This window comes from Streptomyces sp. NPDC047043 (assembly GCF_040644055.1).
Classification (GTDB): domain Bacteria; phylum Actinomycetota; class Actinomycetes; order Streptomycetales; family Streptomycetaceae; genus Streptomyces.
The window spans coordinates 62,886-78,395 of record NZ_JBEYVO010000047.1; the positions used below are offsets into that span (position 1 = coordinate 62,886).

Sequence of the window (15,510 nt, forward strand, 5' to 3'; positions counted from 1 at the left end):
GTCAGTGCCGCCTTTGCCCAGCGGCCCGAAGCCGCCACACCACCAGGGCTGCCACGCCCGATCCGGCGGGCACCAGCCGCCACGCCCCGCCGCCGACGTCCTTGTGGCCGGCGGAGGTCTTGGCCGCGGGGCGGCGCTCGCAGTACGCCGTGGCCGGGTCCACGATCAGGGCGCAGGGATCCCGGCGGGCGGCGTCGGCGGCGAAGGCCTGCCCGGTGTGCGGCCACCACGCCCGAGGCACGCCCGCCCCGAGGACGAGCACCACCGCGGCGATGACGACGGCGAGCACGGTGAGGACGCTCACGGCGGCGGCGACGCGCCGCGCGCGGTCCCACGACAAGGTGGTCATCAGACGGTTTCCTTCGGACGGGTCTCCCCGGCACCGGCGGGCGGCTCCGGCACGGAGGCGGAGGCAGAGCTCGTGCGGCGTCCCGGCGTGGTGGTGACGGAGGTGGTGATGCGTTCGATGCGGGGGATGGAGACCTTGATGCGGCCGGTGTTCTGCCGCGGGCAGGTCAGCAGGAACTCGCCCTCCCGGCCCTTCTGGCCGACGGGGGACAGGCCGGTGGTCACCAGCCGCAGCAGCTCGCCGTCGCCTGGGTCGAGTCCGACGAATTCCAGTCCGCGACGCGCGCGTTCGCGATCGGCGGTGCGGGCGAGGGCGCGGTAGGCCATCAGGCCGCGGTCGGGGCCGAGTTCGGCGGCGTCGTGTGAGCCCGCCAGCAGGCCGGCGCCGTGCTTGCGGCCGTCGTGGAGGATCTCGTGGACCAGGGCGGTGCCCTCGGCGGACGAGGTCAGCCAGTACAGCTCGTCCAGGACGACGGCGGTGAACCGCTCGGGGTCCTCGAAGGCGGTCTGGCGGGCTATCGCGGCGATGAGGTAGAGCACCGCACGGCCGATCAGCGCCTCCAGCGGCTGCTGGTGCAGGATCTCGGGGTTGGCGAACGCGGCCTTCGGGGGCAGCTTCAGCCCCGTGGTGGTGATCACGATCATGTCGGAGGTGCTGGAGGCGTCCAACCGCACCGGCGGCAGCGTCGGGTCGAAGACCATCGCCGCGAGGGAGTTGGTGGCGACGACCCGGATGAGGCCGGCGAGGGTGGCGGCCGCGTCCTGCCGTTTGCCCGCCTCGCGCGTGGCCATCTCCTCGAGGACCTCAAGGACGCGGTGCATGGACGGGGCGTCGCTGAGGGCGGCCTGCTCGACGGCGTGGTGGAGGACCTCGCCGTTGGTGCTCATCGGGCCGATGCCGAGCTGCAGGGTGAGGTAGGACAGGGCGTAGTGGCGGCCCTCGGGCCCGTCGAACATGCGCAGCGGGTCGATGGAGACTTCGGCCTGGGCGGCGTCGATGATCTGGACGCGGCCCTTGGCCGCGGTGCGCGCGAAGGTTGCCCATTCGCGTACGGGGGTGCGGTCGATGCAGATCGCGCAGCCGCCGCGCGCCCACACCGCCTCCGCGATCAGCTTCTGCAGGACGCTCTTGCCCGCGCCGAGATCCCCGACGATGCCCATCGAGGCGGAGGCATCGACCTTGGGCGCATCCGCCACGTTGATCATGACGGGGCGGGTGGTACCGCAGTCCAGGTCGATGCCGAGGAACATGCCGCCCGGGTCGCCGACCTCCGCGGCCGTGAAGGCCCCGGACAGCGCCCAGTCCTCGCTGATCTGGTGCTGGGTGAACTCCCGCACGACACCCGGCCGGACGGTGCCGGGCAGACCCAGGGTGAACAGGGCCTCCTGCAGACCGGCCGGCCGCACCGCCCGGTAGTCGGCGCCGCCCAGCAGCGCGGCCAGGGCCCGGGCCCGGGCGTCGCAGACGGCGGCGGTCGGCCCCCACACCGTCAGCACGGTCACCGACTGCACCTCGACCTCCACGCTGGTTCGGGAGAGGCGGGCATCGAGCTCGCCCAGGTCGCGGGCGGCCTCGGTCAAGGAGGCGGGCATGCCGGTGGGGCGGGCGTCGTACTGGTCGGCCTGGTCGATGAGTTCGTTCTTCTTGCGCCGCACCTGCTCGCGGGCCTTCTCCGCCGGCACGAGGGTGAGGTCGACGGCGTAGTCGACGGGAAAGTCGAGCAGCTCCAGCTGGGCGAACAGGTCGGCGGCGTCCTGACTGACCGCGGGCGGGCACTCGGCCAGCGCCAACTGCGCCTGGTAGCCCACCCCGTGCTCGGACTCGACCTGCAGCCAGCGCCGCCCCAGCGGCGAGCCGGTGCTCAGCCGCCACCAGGCGGTGCGGCCCGACCGGGTGATCCGGCCCGCGCTCTTGAGCTCATCGATGTCGTCGAGGTCGGGGTCGACGCCGCCTTCCTGCAGGCGCACCTGGCCGAGGTCGGCGTAGCTGGGGGAGTGCAGCACCCCGTCACGGATCTGCCCGCCGTACATCTCGCTGGTTTCGGCTTCGGCGAGCAGCGGCTCGGCCAGGCCGCGGTGCAGGGCGTGCTGGATCATCCACACGATCTCCGCCGGGCGGGCGGGCCGGAAGGAGATGCCGCCGGCGAGCGCAGCCTCCACTCGGGAGGCCTGCTCGCGATACGCGCTCACCTCGCGCCGGGCCACCGGCGCCGGCCGCATGCCCAGCAGCGGCGCGACCTCGGCCCACGCCGCACCGAGGGACGCAGACACCTGCAGGCCGCCTGTTTCGGTCTGCAGGGGCACGGCCAGCCACAGGGTGCGGTGGTGCATCTCCTGGTCGTCCAGCAGATCCAGGGCGGCCTCGACGTTCTCCACCCACGGGTGCTGGCCCGCACCGGGTGCCTGCTCGGCCGGCTCGATGCCCTCGATCATCTGGAGGGCGATCTCGCCCGGGTCGACCTGGGCGCACATGCCGTACAGGCGCGGGGCCCCGGCAAGAGAGCGCACCAAGTGTGTGGTCTTGGCGAGTTGTTCGTCGCGGACGGGGGCGGGCACGTAGGTGCCCTGGACGGTCTCCTCGCGGCGCCCCTGGGCGTCCGGGCCCGGGTGCAGGCGGTAGAGGGCCCACACGCTGCCCTGCGTCGACCACACCAGATGCCCGGCGATATGACGGATCGGCACCCTCACCGCGCACCCCCGCTCTGGGCGAGCGCGAGCAGGTGCTGCACACCCGACACCGGCCCCGCGGCCACCGCGGGAGCAACCGGCTCTGTGCGACGGGGCGCAGACGAGCAGCCTGTGGCCGGGCTCGGGTGCGGCGCCCGGGCTGGACGCTGCTGAACCGCACGGGCGGGTGCGGCGTGCACAGCGGAATGGGGCGCGGGAGTGTCCTCGATGGTGAAGCCGCCGAGCAGCGGGCGGGGAGCGCGGTCGCGGCCGGCCCGCCCGCCGATCCGCCCTCCGCGGGGCTGCCAGAGAAGCAGCACCCAGCCCAACGCGGCCTGCATCGGAGCACGGCCCCGGACCTTCGGCCTGCGCACCATCCAGATGGTCAGGCCCCACCCGACGATGGGGACCGGCCCCATCCACGACCACCAGCTGATCGTCTTGACCAGAAGGAAGCCGCCGATGACGGCGAGCGCGATCTGCGCGGGCGTGTATGGGCCGAGGGGGATCTTCCAGTCGGCGACCTTGCCCAGCACCCAGGGGTGGCGGCGGGCGGCGGTGTAGTAGCGGCCCACCCGGGCCGCGGCGGCGGAGCTCACCGCCGGCCCCCGACGCCCGGCGAGTGGTCACGCGAGGCCGGGAGTTCAGAGCGGACGACGCCGGGGACGGCGGGCGCGCCCTTGGACGGGTTCTTCACCTCGTCGGTGAACATGTTCGCCAGGTCGTTGCGCGAGTTGTACAGACCCAGCGCGATCACCATCAGCAGCAGGGCGCCGATCCCCGCCTTGAGGGAGAATTTCTGGATCATGATGACGACGACCAGGCAGATGAGACCGGCCTGCAGACCCTTCGTCGCCCACTCCTTGAACATGGTGATCCACGAGTTGCCGAGGTCGTCCAGCTGCCCGGCGAGCATCAGGCTGTACACGGTGTTCATCGCCCGCCCCCGTCCTGGGCCGTGCCGGACTGGAGCGCGGCGACTTCCCACCGGCTAGAGCGGGCGGTGAGGGTGAGCTCGTACGCCAGCGGCCACCGGCCGGTCGCGTCCCGGGCTTCCACCGAAGCGAGCACCCGCACCGTCGTGCCGTCCGCCGGCACCTGCTCCGCGGCCGCCGCCTCCTCGATGGCCGACACCTGCTGGACGGCGATCGCCGTGTACGGGGCAGGGGCGACGGCGGTGAGCCTCACGCCGGGCGCCAGGTAGCGGTCGACTTCGCCGGCACTCGTCAGATAGGCGGTGAGGAACTCTCCGACCGCGGACGCCAGATCACCGTCCGGGACGGTCACGGCGTACGACGACTTCGCCACCGAGGCGCGGGCCGGGCCGGCCACCACGCCGGGCGCACCGGTCACCGTGAACGAGGAGCCCGTGCTGTCGCAGGCCACTGGCACGGCGTAGTAGCGCACCGGTCCGCCTGCGTATTGCGCAGCCACCGTCACCGACCACGCGCCGGTGCCGCGCAGCGCACTGCGCACCGCCGTCACCAACCAAGGCGCCGATTGCGCATCGGTAGCCGGGTCGGGCAGTGCGACGTCCGGCGCCATCGACTGCGCAAGCCGTGCCTGCGCACTCGTCTCGTCGTTCGCGTCGCTGCGCAGCCACGCGCTGACGAACACCTGCGCATAGCCGCCCGGATTGGTGGCGGCCGTGGCGGTGCGCACGGCGGTGGGCTTGGTCGCGGGGGCCGCGACCGTGGTCGGGGTGGAGGCGACGGCGACGCACAGGGAGATGGGGCCAGCCGCGATGACGGTCCAGACCGCTATCCGTGAGAGGCGCACGCGGCGGCGCATCGCCTCCAGCCGGGCGCCGGCCGCCATCGCAGCAGCGGCCTCGCTCGGTGAGGCCTGCGTGCCAGGGGACATGGTCAAACTCCCAGGTCAGAACGGATGTTGCTGACCTCGAGAAAACCGGTCGACCCCGACCCGACCACCGACCACGAACCCCCGACCACGGTCACGATGGGGACACGAAGTCCGTGGTCGGGGTCATGGTCGGCCCGACCATGACCCCGACCACGGGTCAGCCGGGAGCCGACGACAGGCCATCGCGTCCGGCGCTGAATCCCCTCACCGGCGACCGTTGTGCGATCACCGGCCGCCGGGCCACAGGGCCCGGACACCGATGCGCAGACGCAAGCCGGCCGGGCCGCGTCAGGCATCTGCGCAGTGCGTCAGAGGGACCTGCGCAAGTGAAGATCAGGAATCTCGGGGCGACTGCGCAGCCGACCCGGCACCACTGGACTGCGCAGGATCCTCAGGCCGGTTGCGCAGCCCGATTGCGCAACGCCCGTTCGGGGCTGCGCAGTCGGCTGCGCCATCACCGAGCGCCCCGGTTGAAGGCGCCGTGGTCGGCCCGACCATGAGCCCGACCACGGCAGCTAGAGGGCTGCGTTGCCGGATCGTGACCGATGGTCGGGGCTCGTGGCCGTCAGCCTGGTCGGGGTCGGCGGGTGAGCTGACGCCATGGAACACACGCACGCCTCCACGCCCAGGACTACCGGCCGCCCCACCTCGGCGGGCCCGGTGTGCCGCCGTGGCCACAGCGTGCGGCAGGCGTCGGGGGCGCGGCGGTGAGTCGCTTCGGGGCGGGGATCCGCCGGGGCGTGATGGCGGCTGATCAGTTCACCCAGATCGCCAACGCGCTGTTTCGTGACTCGGATCTGTCGTTCAAAGCGAAGGGCATCTTCGGGTACGTCAGTACGCACCGGAACGGCTGGCAGGTGACGGTCACCGACCTCGTCCGCCTGGGCCCGGACGGACGGGAAGCGGTCCGCACCGGCCTGCAGGAACTCGAGGCGCACGGCTACCTGATCCGTGAACGCCTGCGCCGCCCGGACGGCACCCTCGGCGAGATCGTCTACTGCATCACGGACCGCCCGGTCACCTTGGACCTGGCGCTGATCGAAGCCGGCCTGGTGGTCACGGCCCCCGAGGCCGAGCACGTCGACGGACTCTCGGCGGGCATCCGCCGGGGCGTGATGGCCGCCGATCAGTTCACCCAGATCGCCAACGGGCTCTTCCGCGACACCCAGTTGTCCTTCAAGGCCAAGGGCCTGTTCGGCCTGCTCTCCACGCACCGGGACGGCTGGCGGATGACCGTCACCGACATCGCCCGCCGCGGCCGCGACGGTGACTCAGCCGTCAAGAGCGGCCTGAAGGAACTTCAGAAGCACGGCTTCCTGGTCCGGGAACGCGAGCGCGGCCCAGACGGCACCCTCGGCGCGGCCGTGTACTTCATCACCGACCTGCCCGCTTGGCAAAATAGCAGGTCACAACCAGAGTCGGGTTTTCCACCAGTGGATGACCCTGCGTTGGCTGATCGGTCCACTAAGAACACCAACGACAAGAACACCACTCAGCAGAACACCAGACCCCTCCGTCCGTGCCGCGGCCACGCGCCGCGCGCACCTGGACGCACGGACCGGCCGGACACGCCGGCGTCCCCGCCGGCCGCGCCCGCGGCGGATGAGATGCACCCGGGGATCCGGCTGCTGCTCGAACTCGGGGCGGCCCGCCCCGAGTTGCTGCTGATGGGGCAGGCGCTGACCGACCAAGGCCGCGTCGTGACCGTGATGCTGGAATCCGGCTGGAGCCGCGAGCAGCTGCGGCACGTCATCGCCGCCCGGCCCTTGCCTCATCCGGTACGAACTACGGTCGGCGCGATCATCGCGGCCCGGCTGCGTGCCGCCCAGGCCTACCCGCCGCCCACCCTCGCGGCCGACCCTCACCACGCACCCGTGTGGGACGACCCGCCGACGCAGCCGATGACCGGCTCCGCCGCCACCCGCACGGTGAGCGAGGCCCTGACCTACCGGGCCCTTACCGAATGCGCCGGCTGCGGCGTACCCGGAACCGCCCCCGGCGAGGACCTCTGCCCGGCCTGCCTCGGCTGGCCGCTCTGCCGCACCTGCCCCGGCCCCACACCCCGGCGCGCCCACCCCGACGGCGACGGCCGCTGCACCACGTGCGCCTCCGCCTTCACCGCCCAACCGGAAGGAAGCAGCCCGTGACCGCCACCCGCCGCACACCACCGCCATCCGGCTTCGCTCAGCGCCAACCCCCTTTCGCGGCTGACCCGGGCCGGTGGGCGGCGGAACACGCGCGCGCCCTGCGAATCGGCCACGTCCCAGGCCACACCTGCACAGCCGAGTGCGAACCCGTGCTCGTCTACGAGCGCACCCGGTGGGGCTGGTTCGCCTGGACGATGCCGGGCGACGGCTCCCGGCCCGAACTCCCCCACCAGATCGGAGTCCTCACGCCATCGGCCACGCCAGCGCAGCGCCTGACCCTGCGCTGGCTGACCAGGCGCCCCGCCCGGCGCATCGGCCTGGCCCCCGGCATCCCCGGCTCGCTGCGCCTCGTCACCGTCGCGGTCGCGTTCTTGAGCCTGATCGCCGGCCTGTTCGCCATGGCCGACGGCATCCCCGCTGACGTCGCCCTGCCAGCGATCGTGCTCGTGCCACTGCTCGCCGAGCACCTGCCAACCACGCTGGACGCCCGGAGCCGCGAACACGTCCGCAGCGTCGAAGGCGCCAGCGCCTGCCGCTACCTCCAGCGCCTCGCAGCCCTGCACACCTGCCTCGTCCAGGCCGCCGCCAGCAGCGACCGCTACGAACTGCGTCGCCCGGCCGAGATTGGCCAACACCTGCTGTGGGACGCCGCCGACCTGCTCCAAATGCACGACACCCGCTCAGCCTCATGCGAACTCGTCGCCCGCGAACGGCTGATGCTCCAGCTTGCCGACCAGGTCGCCCAGATCCTCAAGCACGCACCCGCCCAGGCCAGGCAGGGCAACACCGACCAGGCCCGCAAGCCGGGGCGGCCGCCTGGCCTCCGGTCGACACCTCAACACACGCCCGGCACCTCACCACTGGAAGGAGCACTCGTCATGCCCGATCCCAACACCGCTACCCGCACCTCAGCCGTCTACCTGCTCTTCGCGCACCAGCCCTACTACCCAGGCCCCGGAACCCAGGAGATCAACACCACCCTCGTGGCCGCCGACACCCTGCTCCACCCGCGGGTACTCCAGCCCGACGGCACCCGGATCCACGACCTCCTCACCCAAGGACGACAGCCTGGCGAGATCATCCCGCTGGCCACCCTCACCCACGAACTGAACGGCGGCGCCGACTGGCCGACAGTCGGAGACTGGGAGCGCGTCACCATCGACCTGGTACACCTCGTGCAGACACAGAGGTGCGACGCCCTCAGCCTCGGACTCCCCGAAGTCGCCCGGGCCCTGATCTGCACCGGTCCCGCCAGCCAGGTGCGCGCCTTCGACGCTGCAGCAGGGGAGTTCACGATGTACGGGCCGGACGACCGAACCAAGGTCCTGACCGAGGTCGGCCTGTTCCTCACCGGCCTTACGGCTCAGCAGCCCTTCTGGCCGGGCGACGGACTCCTGCCGCCGCTGTGCCAGAGCGCCTGAAAGCAACACGGCCCCCTCCTCACCACCCCGACACCCCTCATCACGGTGGTGGACCACTCCGCTCCCACACCGGCCGCCGCCGGGGCGCCCGGCGTGACGGTACGGGTCTTTTGGTGGGGCTTTCACCTGCAGATCGACCACGACACCCTGCGGCAGATCCTCGACGCCGCGGACACGGTCAACGAACTGGTGGTCGCCGTCGGCGGCAGCATTCCCAGCCCCGCACAGCCGTGGATCCGCCTGGCTCTTCGTGGCCGGCACACACGAGGCGCTGCGCGCCCTCGACCGCGGCCAGGGCCTCTACATCAGCATGAGCTGGTTCGCACCGGGCGTCTTCATACCCACCCCGGTCTGAGCACCCACCAGCCCACCGGGACGGTACACGGGGGGACCGTCCCGGTGCCCCACCCCCTTACCCCACCCGCGGCCCGGGAGCATCCTGACCGGTGCCGCACACCCCATCCGCGTGCCGCCCGCAACCCTTGGATACCGCCGTGCCCCACACCCCGCCCCCGCCCCAAGGCCCGGATCCCGCCGCCCCCGGGCCCGTCCGCGTACTCCTGGCAGACGACCAACTCCTCGTCCGCGGCGGCATCGCCATGCTGCTCAACAGCGAAGACGACATCGACGTGGTCGCCGAGGTGGCAGACGGCGCCGCCGCCGTGGCCACCGCGCGCGAACTGAAGCCCGACGTCGTCGTCATGGACGTCCGCATGCCGCACATCGACGGCGTGGAGGCCACCCGCCGCATCACCGCGGACCACTTCTCCACCGACCCCGACGGACCCATCAAGGTCCTCATCCTGACCACCTACCACCTCGACGAAGCCGTCTACGCCGCCCTGCGCGCCGGCGCCTCGGGCTTCATGCTCAAGGACGCCGCTCCGGCCGAACTCGTCCGCGCCGTCCACACCTTGGCCCGCGGGGACGCCTGGCTGAACCCGGTCGTCACGCCCAACCGGCTCCGCGAGTTCGCCGCCCGCCCCGAAGGCCGCCTGCCCGCCCCACAGCGCCTGGCCGAACTCACCGACCGGGAACGCCAGGTCTTCGTCCTGATCGCCCACGGCTTCACCAACCCGGAGATCGCCGACCACCTCACCATCGGCGACGCTACCGTCAAGACCCACGTGAGCCGCCTGCTGATGAAGCTGGGCGCCCGGGACCGAGCCCAACTGGTGGCCGTCGCCTACCAGAGCGGTCTGGTCGCACCCGGCAGCGTCCCGCCGGCACGCGAGACACCGACGGGATGAGGCGCAGTGAGCGGTGCACCGGGCCAGGGCGGGCGACACGTGGGAGGGCGCGGCCCACACAGCTGTCCGGGGCGCGCGCGATCTGCGAAGTGCTCAGAGCGTCTCACTCAAGAGCAGCAGTTATGGGACGGTCCAGAGGCGGACTCGGACCGCTGCCTGATCCGGCGGGCCGGTGCTCAACTGTATTGAATTCCCCCACGCTTCTTCCGTTTGTCTGTGGAAGAACGAAGCGGCAGATAGTGCTGATGATGGTGCGGTGGGAGTAGGCGATCTCTCGGCGCTCACATGCGCGGGCTTGGTGTACTCAGCGTGTCACACTCGCCGAACGGCCCATTCGGCCTTGAACGTGCCTGTCCCCGTTGCATTTTGACGGGCGAACACGACGGGGTGAACCTTGCCATCCATGCGCGTCCAACATCAGCCAACAGCGGTGCCGCAATGGCGGGCTGCACCAGCCGCGGAACCCGCCAGTCAGTCGTCTCTCTCCACGCGGACTCCAGCCAGTGAGCAGGATCTGCCGGCGCGCAGTCCGGCTTCATACCGTGAGCAGGATCTGCCCTTGCGCGGTCGGACATCGCACGGTGAGCCGGAGTGGGCGGAGCCGCGGACGCCGGGCGGGGCGCCCTACGAGGAACACGCTCCACGGAGCCCGGGCAGCCAGACGCGCGGTGGGAGGCCCGAAACGCGGTTCGATCCCGTCCACCGTAGTGCGGGTGCGCCGGCGGCTCCTGCCGAAGCGCCTGCAACCGGGACAACCTCGCCGGCCTCGACCACGGTCATCAACAACACCACCTACATCGGTGAAATCCATGGCTCGCAGGTCGCCATCGGCAACCAGGGCGGAGTAACGCAGATCCGGAAGGAGATCCAGGAAGCGGCCCGGCAATGCGGCGACGACCTCAGGCGCACGACCCAGAGCTTCCGTGAATCTCTTCAGGCGAGCCGGCGCACACACCTCGCCGATCCCGTCGGCACGTCGCCGCTCTCGCCGACGAGCAACACACTGCCAAGTGGTCCGCGGCAGGCCACCCTTGCCTGCCAGCATGTGAAGGTCGTGCTCGAGGAGATCAGGGCCGACCTGCCAGCCATGCATCTTGGCCATGCTGCGGAGCAGGACATCAGGCGCCGTGCCGACGACCTCGACGCTCACCTGGCCGGCACCCGTCCCGATCTTGTGCTGGTCCGGGCCGGCCTGGACGAGATCATCACCGTACTCAGTGATGCGAGGCGGGCCGGTGACTCGCCGGCCGGCCAGAAGACCACGGAATCGCTGGTCCGGATCCGGGCCGCACGCGCCGGGCTGGACACCTCCGCGGTGGCCTGAAGACCTGAGGAGAGGTCGACGATGAACGAGACGAGCGGACCCCAGTTCCACGGCCCCATCAGTGGCAGCCAGATCGCGTTCGGCAACGAACGGGTAGATCAGCGCCAGTATCTGGGGGCAGGCCTGAGTGAGGAGACCTGCTCCCGGCTCATCGCCATCATGCAGCAACTGCTCCCTGCACTGGGTGACTTGAACCTGTCCGCGGAGCGCGAGGCGACGCTGCGTCGTGACGCCGATGAGGTAGTCCAGCAGGCGTCGAGCCGGCGGCCGGACGAGGGACGACTGCGGACGCTGGTCAGCCGCATCAGGAACACCCTGGTTGCCGTGTCCGCGGGCGCCGTCACCGGGATGGCGACGGGGGTCGGCAGCAGTAGCGCCGAACTGGCCCACACCGTGGTGAGCGACCTCTACCGGGTACTGCCCTGAGAACAATGCCGTCGTCCTGCCCGCCCCGGACACGCCACCACGACCGCCGACGAGGACTCGCCGGCCAGCTCCCTCACGCGCAGCCGCTCCCCTGATCACGGAGAAGCTGCGCGGGGTGCAACTGCGGCCACTGAAACCGGCCTTCCTGATCGGACAGGGGTGCCGCCGACTGAAGAGCATGGCCGTTCAAGGGCAGCAGCGGGTCTTGCTGTCGGTCACCTGTCCCGCTTCTTCCACGAGGCTACCGTCGTAAAGTCGAGCGGGCCGGAGGCCGGGGGTGCTGGAGTGGCCGGTTCAAAGATTTGTGTCTGGTTGACGGGGCCGTTGTTGTCCCAGGCCAGCTGCGAGTCCATGACGTCCCCGTAGAAGACGGGCCCTTTGTAGACAGACACCGGTCCCTCGATGATCGTCGTGTGCTGCACCGGGCTGGGCGGTGCGTCCAGGACCGCACAAGGATGGTCCGTCTCCAGCGGATACGCATCGGACTTCTCCACTATCTCGTCCCGCTGCTCCATCAGGTGGGTGAAGAAGCCGCTGACGCATGCGTGCTCGCTCTCGCGTATCGCGTACTGTTCAGCAGCCTCCTTCTTGCCGGTGTACGGGAAGGGGAGAGGGGAGCGGGACGGCGTCTCAGATGCGCCACCACCCAAGAGCGGCTTCCCAGACCAAGAGTCCCCCAGCCCGTCCTTCGGCTGCAGCCCATACGGACTGAACTGCCACAGTGCCTCGTCCAGTTCGGCTGTGAAGGGCGCGAACTCTGCTTTGCCGCGAGGCATCTGCTTGATCTGTATCTCCCGGGCGATACGTGATGCCCCTGACTCTTTCTTGTCCGCCTCCACGTAGAGCGTGGAGAGCTCCAACGGCATCTCAGGCGCGTCAGGATTGATCAGCCGCGCGGTGGCTGCAAGGTGCCGAGTCTTTTCGTCGACGAGGCGCTGAGCGAAGTCAGCGGCGCCCTGCTCACACAGCTCGACGAGCAGGCCCTCAATGGGGCGGAGTTCCTTTAGGACCTTGCGTTCCACCAGCCTCGGACTGGCCAGTCCCCGCGCTGTGACGTCGATCGCGACCCTTCCGCGCCCTCCTTCGATGCTCTGGAGCTTCATAGCGGATCCTCCTGCTTATTTCGCCGTCTGTCGCCAAATATCCCACTCCTGCTGCCACTTGGCCATGGGACGCGCGTTCGAGCCGACCGGCACAGGTGCAGGTGCAGGTGCTGCTGGCGGGCGAAGGTGCGGGCGGGTGTGGTGATGCGGCCGTTGGTGATCAGGACGGCGATGTCGGCGTGGTGGACGGGGCGGGCGGTGCCGTTGAGGATCTGCAAATCACGGGTGCCGACGGGGGCGCCGGTGTCGCCGCCTCGGCGGTGTTTGCACTGGATGACCCAGCGTCGGCCGTAGGGGTCGGTGGCGGTGACGTCGGCGCCGAGGTCACCGCTGCCGCCGACCCGTGTGGCGTTACGGCAGCCGTCGCGGCGCAGCAGCGCCTGGATGGCGTGTTCGAACTCGGCGTGGTGCAGGGCGTCCAGCTCGGGCAGGGCGTAGCGCAGACCTTGTGCCTGTAGCGCCCGCTGCTGGGCTTGCCGGTGGCGGTGGTACGTCCATCCGGTGGCGGCCGCGGCGGCGAGCGCCGCACCTGGGAGGAGCACCCATCCGTGGGCCGTCAGCCAGACGGCGGCCTTCGTTGCCAGGGCGATGGCCGCGGCTGCCGCCACCAGGGCGGCGAACAGGGCTGTGTCGGACGGCCGTTGGCGCCTGCCGCGTCGGCGGCGTGGGGCAGGCCGCCGGGTCACTGTCGGCCACCCGGATAGGGGTGGCTGCCTGGATGCGGCAGCGGGCTTGAGGCCACTGTGTGCGCGGCAACCGTTTTACTCTGCGGTGTCGTTGGAGTTGTAGGGGCCTGTGTGTCGGTGGCCATGGGTTACGCGGCGCGGACCGTGCCCGCGGGGGAGCGGGGCCTACCGCGTGCGGGTGCGCGCGAGAGCGGATCCGGGGCATGGGCGGTCTCCCCCTTGTGCTGTTTGCCGGCTGGGCCATTCATCGTCGCATCGGCCTCTGACAACGCGTCAGGCCGACGGCCCTGGAGTGGGCATGGTGGGTCTGCCGGCTGCCGGGGTGTGGTTCCGGCGGGGGTGCGCGGGGATCTGCGCTGGCAGCCTCGGCTATCGCAGTCACGCCGAGTATGAGGTCGCCCTCGCGGCCTGACCACCACACCGATGGCGTCAGTGAAAGCGGGAACAAGCCCACCTGGTTGTTCCGGACCCGGGGCGGGTCGGTGACCATTGTTCCTCCATGGTTGGAAGGTTCCGGCCGTGCGCTGCACCACCCACGCTGTGGCGTTCAGCCCATGTCCAGTGAACCGCTGGGATCGGTGGAGGCTCCGGACTGTCCCGAGGTGGTGGTCGTAGCCACGGCCTCCGCCACGTCGTGCAGCGTGGTGTTGGAGTGCCGGGACACCCGAGCCGACATCTGCCACGCCTCTTCCTCGGTGCACGGCCGGGGCGCCATCTGCTGCGGCCGTGTCAGTCACCGGTCGCCGTTCCAACGCCTCATCGACTTCTTTGTCGTGATTGGTCCGTCCTGTGGGTGTTCATTCCAGCCGTTCGGAACTAGCCTCCGCGGGATGGGTGTTCTGGCTCGCAGGTCAATGTTCCGCGTGTACGCGTTCGTTGGGCTGGTGATCGTCCTGGCTGTTTCGGCGGCGACGCCTGCACCGGGTGTCTCTGCCCGCGCGGCGGGGTTGCCCTCGTGGCATTTCACGAAGACCGCCACACGCCACGCTCTGAGAGCAGTCGACGTCGTGGATCGCTCTGTCATCTGGGCTTCCAGCGGCGGATTTCGAGGCGCCGTCAATGATGGAACGGTGCTGAGGAGTGTGGACGGCGGCCGGTCCTGGCAGGACGTCACTCCACCCGGGGGAACGCTCTACCAGTTTCGGGACGTCGAGGCGTTCGACCGCAACCATGCCCTCGTGCTGGCGGTGCCCAGGGAGCCCGGACCCACGCGGTTCTATCGCACCGCTGATGGGGGCGTTTCCTGGCAGTTGGTGTTCCGTGACCCGAACCCGAGCCCCGACGCGCTGTACGACTGCATGGCCTTCTTCGACCACCGCCGGGGCCTGGCAGTGGGCGACACAGCGGGCAGTGAGTTCCTCCCCATCCAGGCCACCGTCGACGGCGGCCGCACCTGGCGCTTGGCTCCGACCCGCGGCATGCCGGCCGCGGTACCTGGCGACGGCGCGCTGGCGAGCGGCACCTGCCTGGTGACACAAGGCCGCAACGACGCATGGTTTGGGACAGCGGGAATCCAGACGGGAACCCCTCACAGTCCTCAGGTGTTCCATACGCGAAACGGCGGCCGGACGTGGACGGTGGCGGACACACCGATACCTGCGAGCACCGGCATCGCTTCGATGGCCTTCCGGGACCGCCGACACGGCCTGGCTGTCGGTGGAAACGTCAGCAACTTCGACGAAGGCTTTGCGGCCCGCACTTCTGACGGCGGCAAGTCCTGGGCTCTCGCGGACACACCTGGTGGGTTCCGCGGCAGCGTCGCGTGGGTTTGGGGCCGAGGAGAGACGGCAGTTACCGTCGGTATCAGCGGGAGTGACGTGAGCTTCGACGGCGGCCGGTCCTGGAGGCGGTTCGACAGCACCGTCCTGCTGGGTATCAACTGCTCGCCACACGCAGGGTGCTGGGCAGTCGGGGAGAACGGCGTGGCAGCTCAACTGAAGTTCCCTCGGCGATGACGCGTCCTACGCCTGGCTGTATCACCGTCCGTGGATACCCGAGCTGTATGAGGAGACCGGTCTGACCGTGAAACCGGACGCGCTGAAGATGGCCCACGTCATCCACGGCGTGTGGGGCGTCGAAGCGCCAGGCGGATTCCTCACCATCGTCTTGCGGCTCACGAACGGCCCGGAGAACCGGGAGCCGCGTTTGCACGCTCAGGTCCGGTGGGTCGACATCAACGCCATCCCCGAGGACTTCGTGGCCACCACCGGCAGTGCTCTGCACCGGTATCTCGGTGGCGGGCCGCAAGTCTCCCCGTGCGGCTGGAAGTAGACAC

The 15,510-nt window shown here is 70.5% G+C and carries 13 protein-coding genes and 1 pseudogene; 7 read left to right on the forward strand and 7 right to left on the reverse strand.

Going from position 1 to position 15,510, the window contains the following annotated elements; all coding sequences use genetic code 11:
• Position 1 precedes the first annotated feature (1 nt).
• Genes ABZ880_RS48540 through ABZ880_RS48560 form a run of 5 tightly spaced genes read right to left on the reverse strand, consistent with a single transcriptional unit; the run spans position 2 to position 4,878 of the window.
• Entirely contained in the window at positions 2 to 349 is a 348-nt protein-coding gene (locus ABZ880_RS48540) for a hypothetical protein (protein WP_361277473.1), read from the reverse strand.
• The gene (locus ABZ880_RS48545; protein ID WP_361277474.1) at positions 349 to 3,036 is read right to left on the reverse strand and encodes an ATP-binding protein; all 2,688 of its coding nucleotides are present in this window, start codon (positions 3,034 to 3,036) and stop codon (positions 349 to 351) included. The genes ABZ880_RS48540 and ABZ880_RS48545 overlap by 1 nt, the downstream gene beginning before the upstream one ends.
• Complete coding sequence (locus ABZ880_RS48550; protein ID WP_361277475.1) at positions 3,033 to 3,614, reverse strand: hypothetical protein; 582 nt, start codon at positions 3,612 to 3,614, stop codon at positions 3,033 to 3,035. Before ABZ880_RS48550 ends, ABZ880_RS48545 begins: the two co-directional genes overlap by 4 nt.
• A complete protein-coding gene (locus tag ABZ880_RS48555) occupies positions 3,611 to 3,952 on the reverse strand; it encodes a hypothetical protein (protein ID WP_361277476.1) in 342 nt (113 codons plus the stop codon). The genes ABZ880_RS48550 and ABZ880_RS48555 overlap by 4 nt, the downstream gene beginning before the upstream one ends.
• Entirely contained in the window at positions 3,949 to 4,878 is a 930-nt protein-coding gene (locus ABZ880_RS48560) for a conjugal transfer protein (protein WP_361277477.1), read from the reverse strand. Before ABZ880_RS48560 ends, ABZ880_RS48555 begins: the two co-directional genes overlap by 4 nt.
• 707 nt (positions 4,879 to 5,585) lie before the next feature.
• Here ABZ880_RS48560 and ABZ880_RS48565 point away from each other — a divergent pair.
• The 5 genes from ABZ880_RS48565 (at position 5,586) to ABZ880_RS48585 (ending at position 11,446) form a co-directional block, all read left to right on the forward strand.
• Positions 5,586 to 7,025 (forward strand): hypothetical protein, encoded by a 1,440-nt coding sequence (locus tag ABZ880_RS48565; protein WP_361277478.1) that lies wholly within the window; start codon positions 5,586 to 5,588, stop codon positions 7,023 to 7,025.
• A gap of 149 nt (positions 7,026 to 7,174) precedes the next feature.
• The gene (locus tag ABZ880_RS48570) at positions 7,175 to 8,446 is read left to right on the forward strand and encodes a hypothetical protein (protein WP_361277479.1); all 1,272 of its coding nucleotides are present in this window, start codon (positions 7,175 to 7,177) and stop codon (positions 8,444 to 8,446) included.
• 494 nt (positions 8,447 to 8,940) lie between these two features.
• Positions 8,941 to 9,696, forward strand: coding sequence for a response regulator transcription factor (locus ABZ880_RS48575; RefSeq protein ID WP_361277480.1), 756 nt, complete (start codon positions 8,941 to 8,943; stop codon positions 9,694 to 9,696).
• A 559-nt stretch (positions 9,697 to 10,255) separates the two neighbouring features.
• Positions 10,256 to 11,020, forward strand: a complete 765-nt coding sequence (locus tag ABZ880_RS48580; RefSeq protein ID WP_361277481.1) for a hypothetical protein — start codon at positions 10,256 to 10,258, stop codon at positions 11,018 to 11,020.
• Positions 11,021 to 11,041: 21 nt separating this feature from the next.
• Positions 11,042 to 11,446, forward strand: a complete 405-nt coding sequence (locus ABZ880_RS48585) for a hypothetical protein (RefSeq protein ID WP_361277482.1) — start codon at positions 11,042 to 11,044, stop codon at positions 11,444 to 11,446.
• Between the two features lie 215 nt (positions 11,447 to 11,661).
• On the opposite strand, the gene ABZ880_RS48590 is transcribed toward ABZ880_RS48585, so the two are convergent.
• Both ABZ880_RS48590 and ABZ880_RS48595 read right to left on the reverse strand, forming a co-directional pair.
• A complete protein-coding gene (locus tag ABZ880_RS48590; RefSeq protein WP_361277483.1) occupies positions 11,662 to 12,549 on the reverse strand; it encodes a hypothetical protein in 888 nt (295 codons plus the stop codon).
• Positions 12,546 to 13,235 carry a restriction endonuclease gene (locus ABZ880_RS48595; RefSeq protein WP_361277484.1) on the reverse strand — a complete coding sequence of 230 codons (690 nt, stop codon included), beginning with the start codon at positions 13,233 to 13,235 and terminating at the stop codon, positions 12,546 to 12,548. The genes ABZ880_RS48590 and ABZ880_RS48595 overlap by 4 nt, the downstream gene beginning before the upstream one ends.
• 554 nt (positions 13,236 to 13,789) lie before the next feature.
• Here ABZ880_RS48595 and ABZ880_RS48600 point away from each other — a divergent pair.
• Entirely contained in the window at positions 13,790 to 15,190 is a 1,401-nt protein-coding gene (locus ABZ880_RS48600; protein WP_361277485.1) for an oxidoreductase, read from the forward strand.
• Between the two features lie 34 nt (positions 15,191 to 15,224).
• Positions 15,225 to 15,506: pseudogene (locus ABZ880_RS48605) on the forward strand (DNA mismatch repair protein MutT); the annotation flags it as partial.
• Positions 15,507 to 15,510: the final 4 nt, after the last annotated feature.

What these genes read in the sequence shown, in the direction of transcription:
- ABZ880_RS48585 (WP_361277482.1), top strand. Translation starts at nt 11,042, where the DNA reads ATGAACGAGACGAGCGGACCCCAGTTCCACGGCCCCATCAGTGGCAGC.
- ABZ880_RS48555 (WP_361277476.1), bottom strand. Translation starts at nt 3,952, where the DNA reads ATGAACACCGTGTACAGCCTGATGCTCGCCGGGCAGCTGGACGACCTC.
- ABZ880_RS48560 (WP_361277477.1), bottom strand. Translation starts at nt 4,878, where the DNA reads ATGTCCCCTGGCACGCAGGCCTCACCGAGCGAGGCCGCTGCTGCGATG.
- ABZ880_RS48590 (WP_361277483.1), bottom strand. Translation starts at nt 12,549, where the DNA reads ATGAAGCTCCAGAGCATCGAAGGAGGGCGCGGAAGGGTCGCGATCGAC.
- ABZ880_RS48540 (WP_361277473.1), bottom strand. Translation starts at nt 349, where the DNA reads ATGACCACCTTGTCGTGGGACCGCGCGCGGCGCGTCGCCGCCGCCGTG.
- ABZ880_RS48600 (WP_361277485.1), top strand. Translation starts at nt 13,790, where the DNA reads ATGTCCAGTGAACCGCTGGGATCGGTGGAGGCTCCGGACTGTCCCGAG.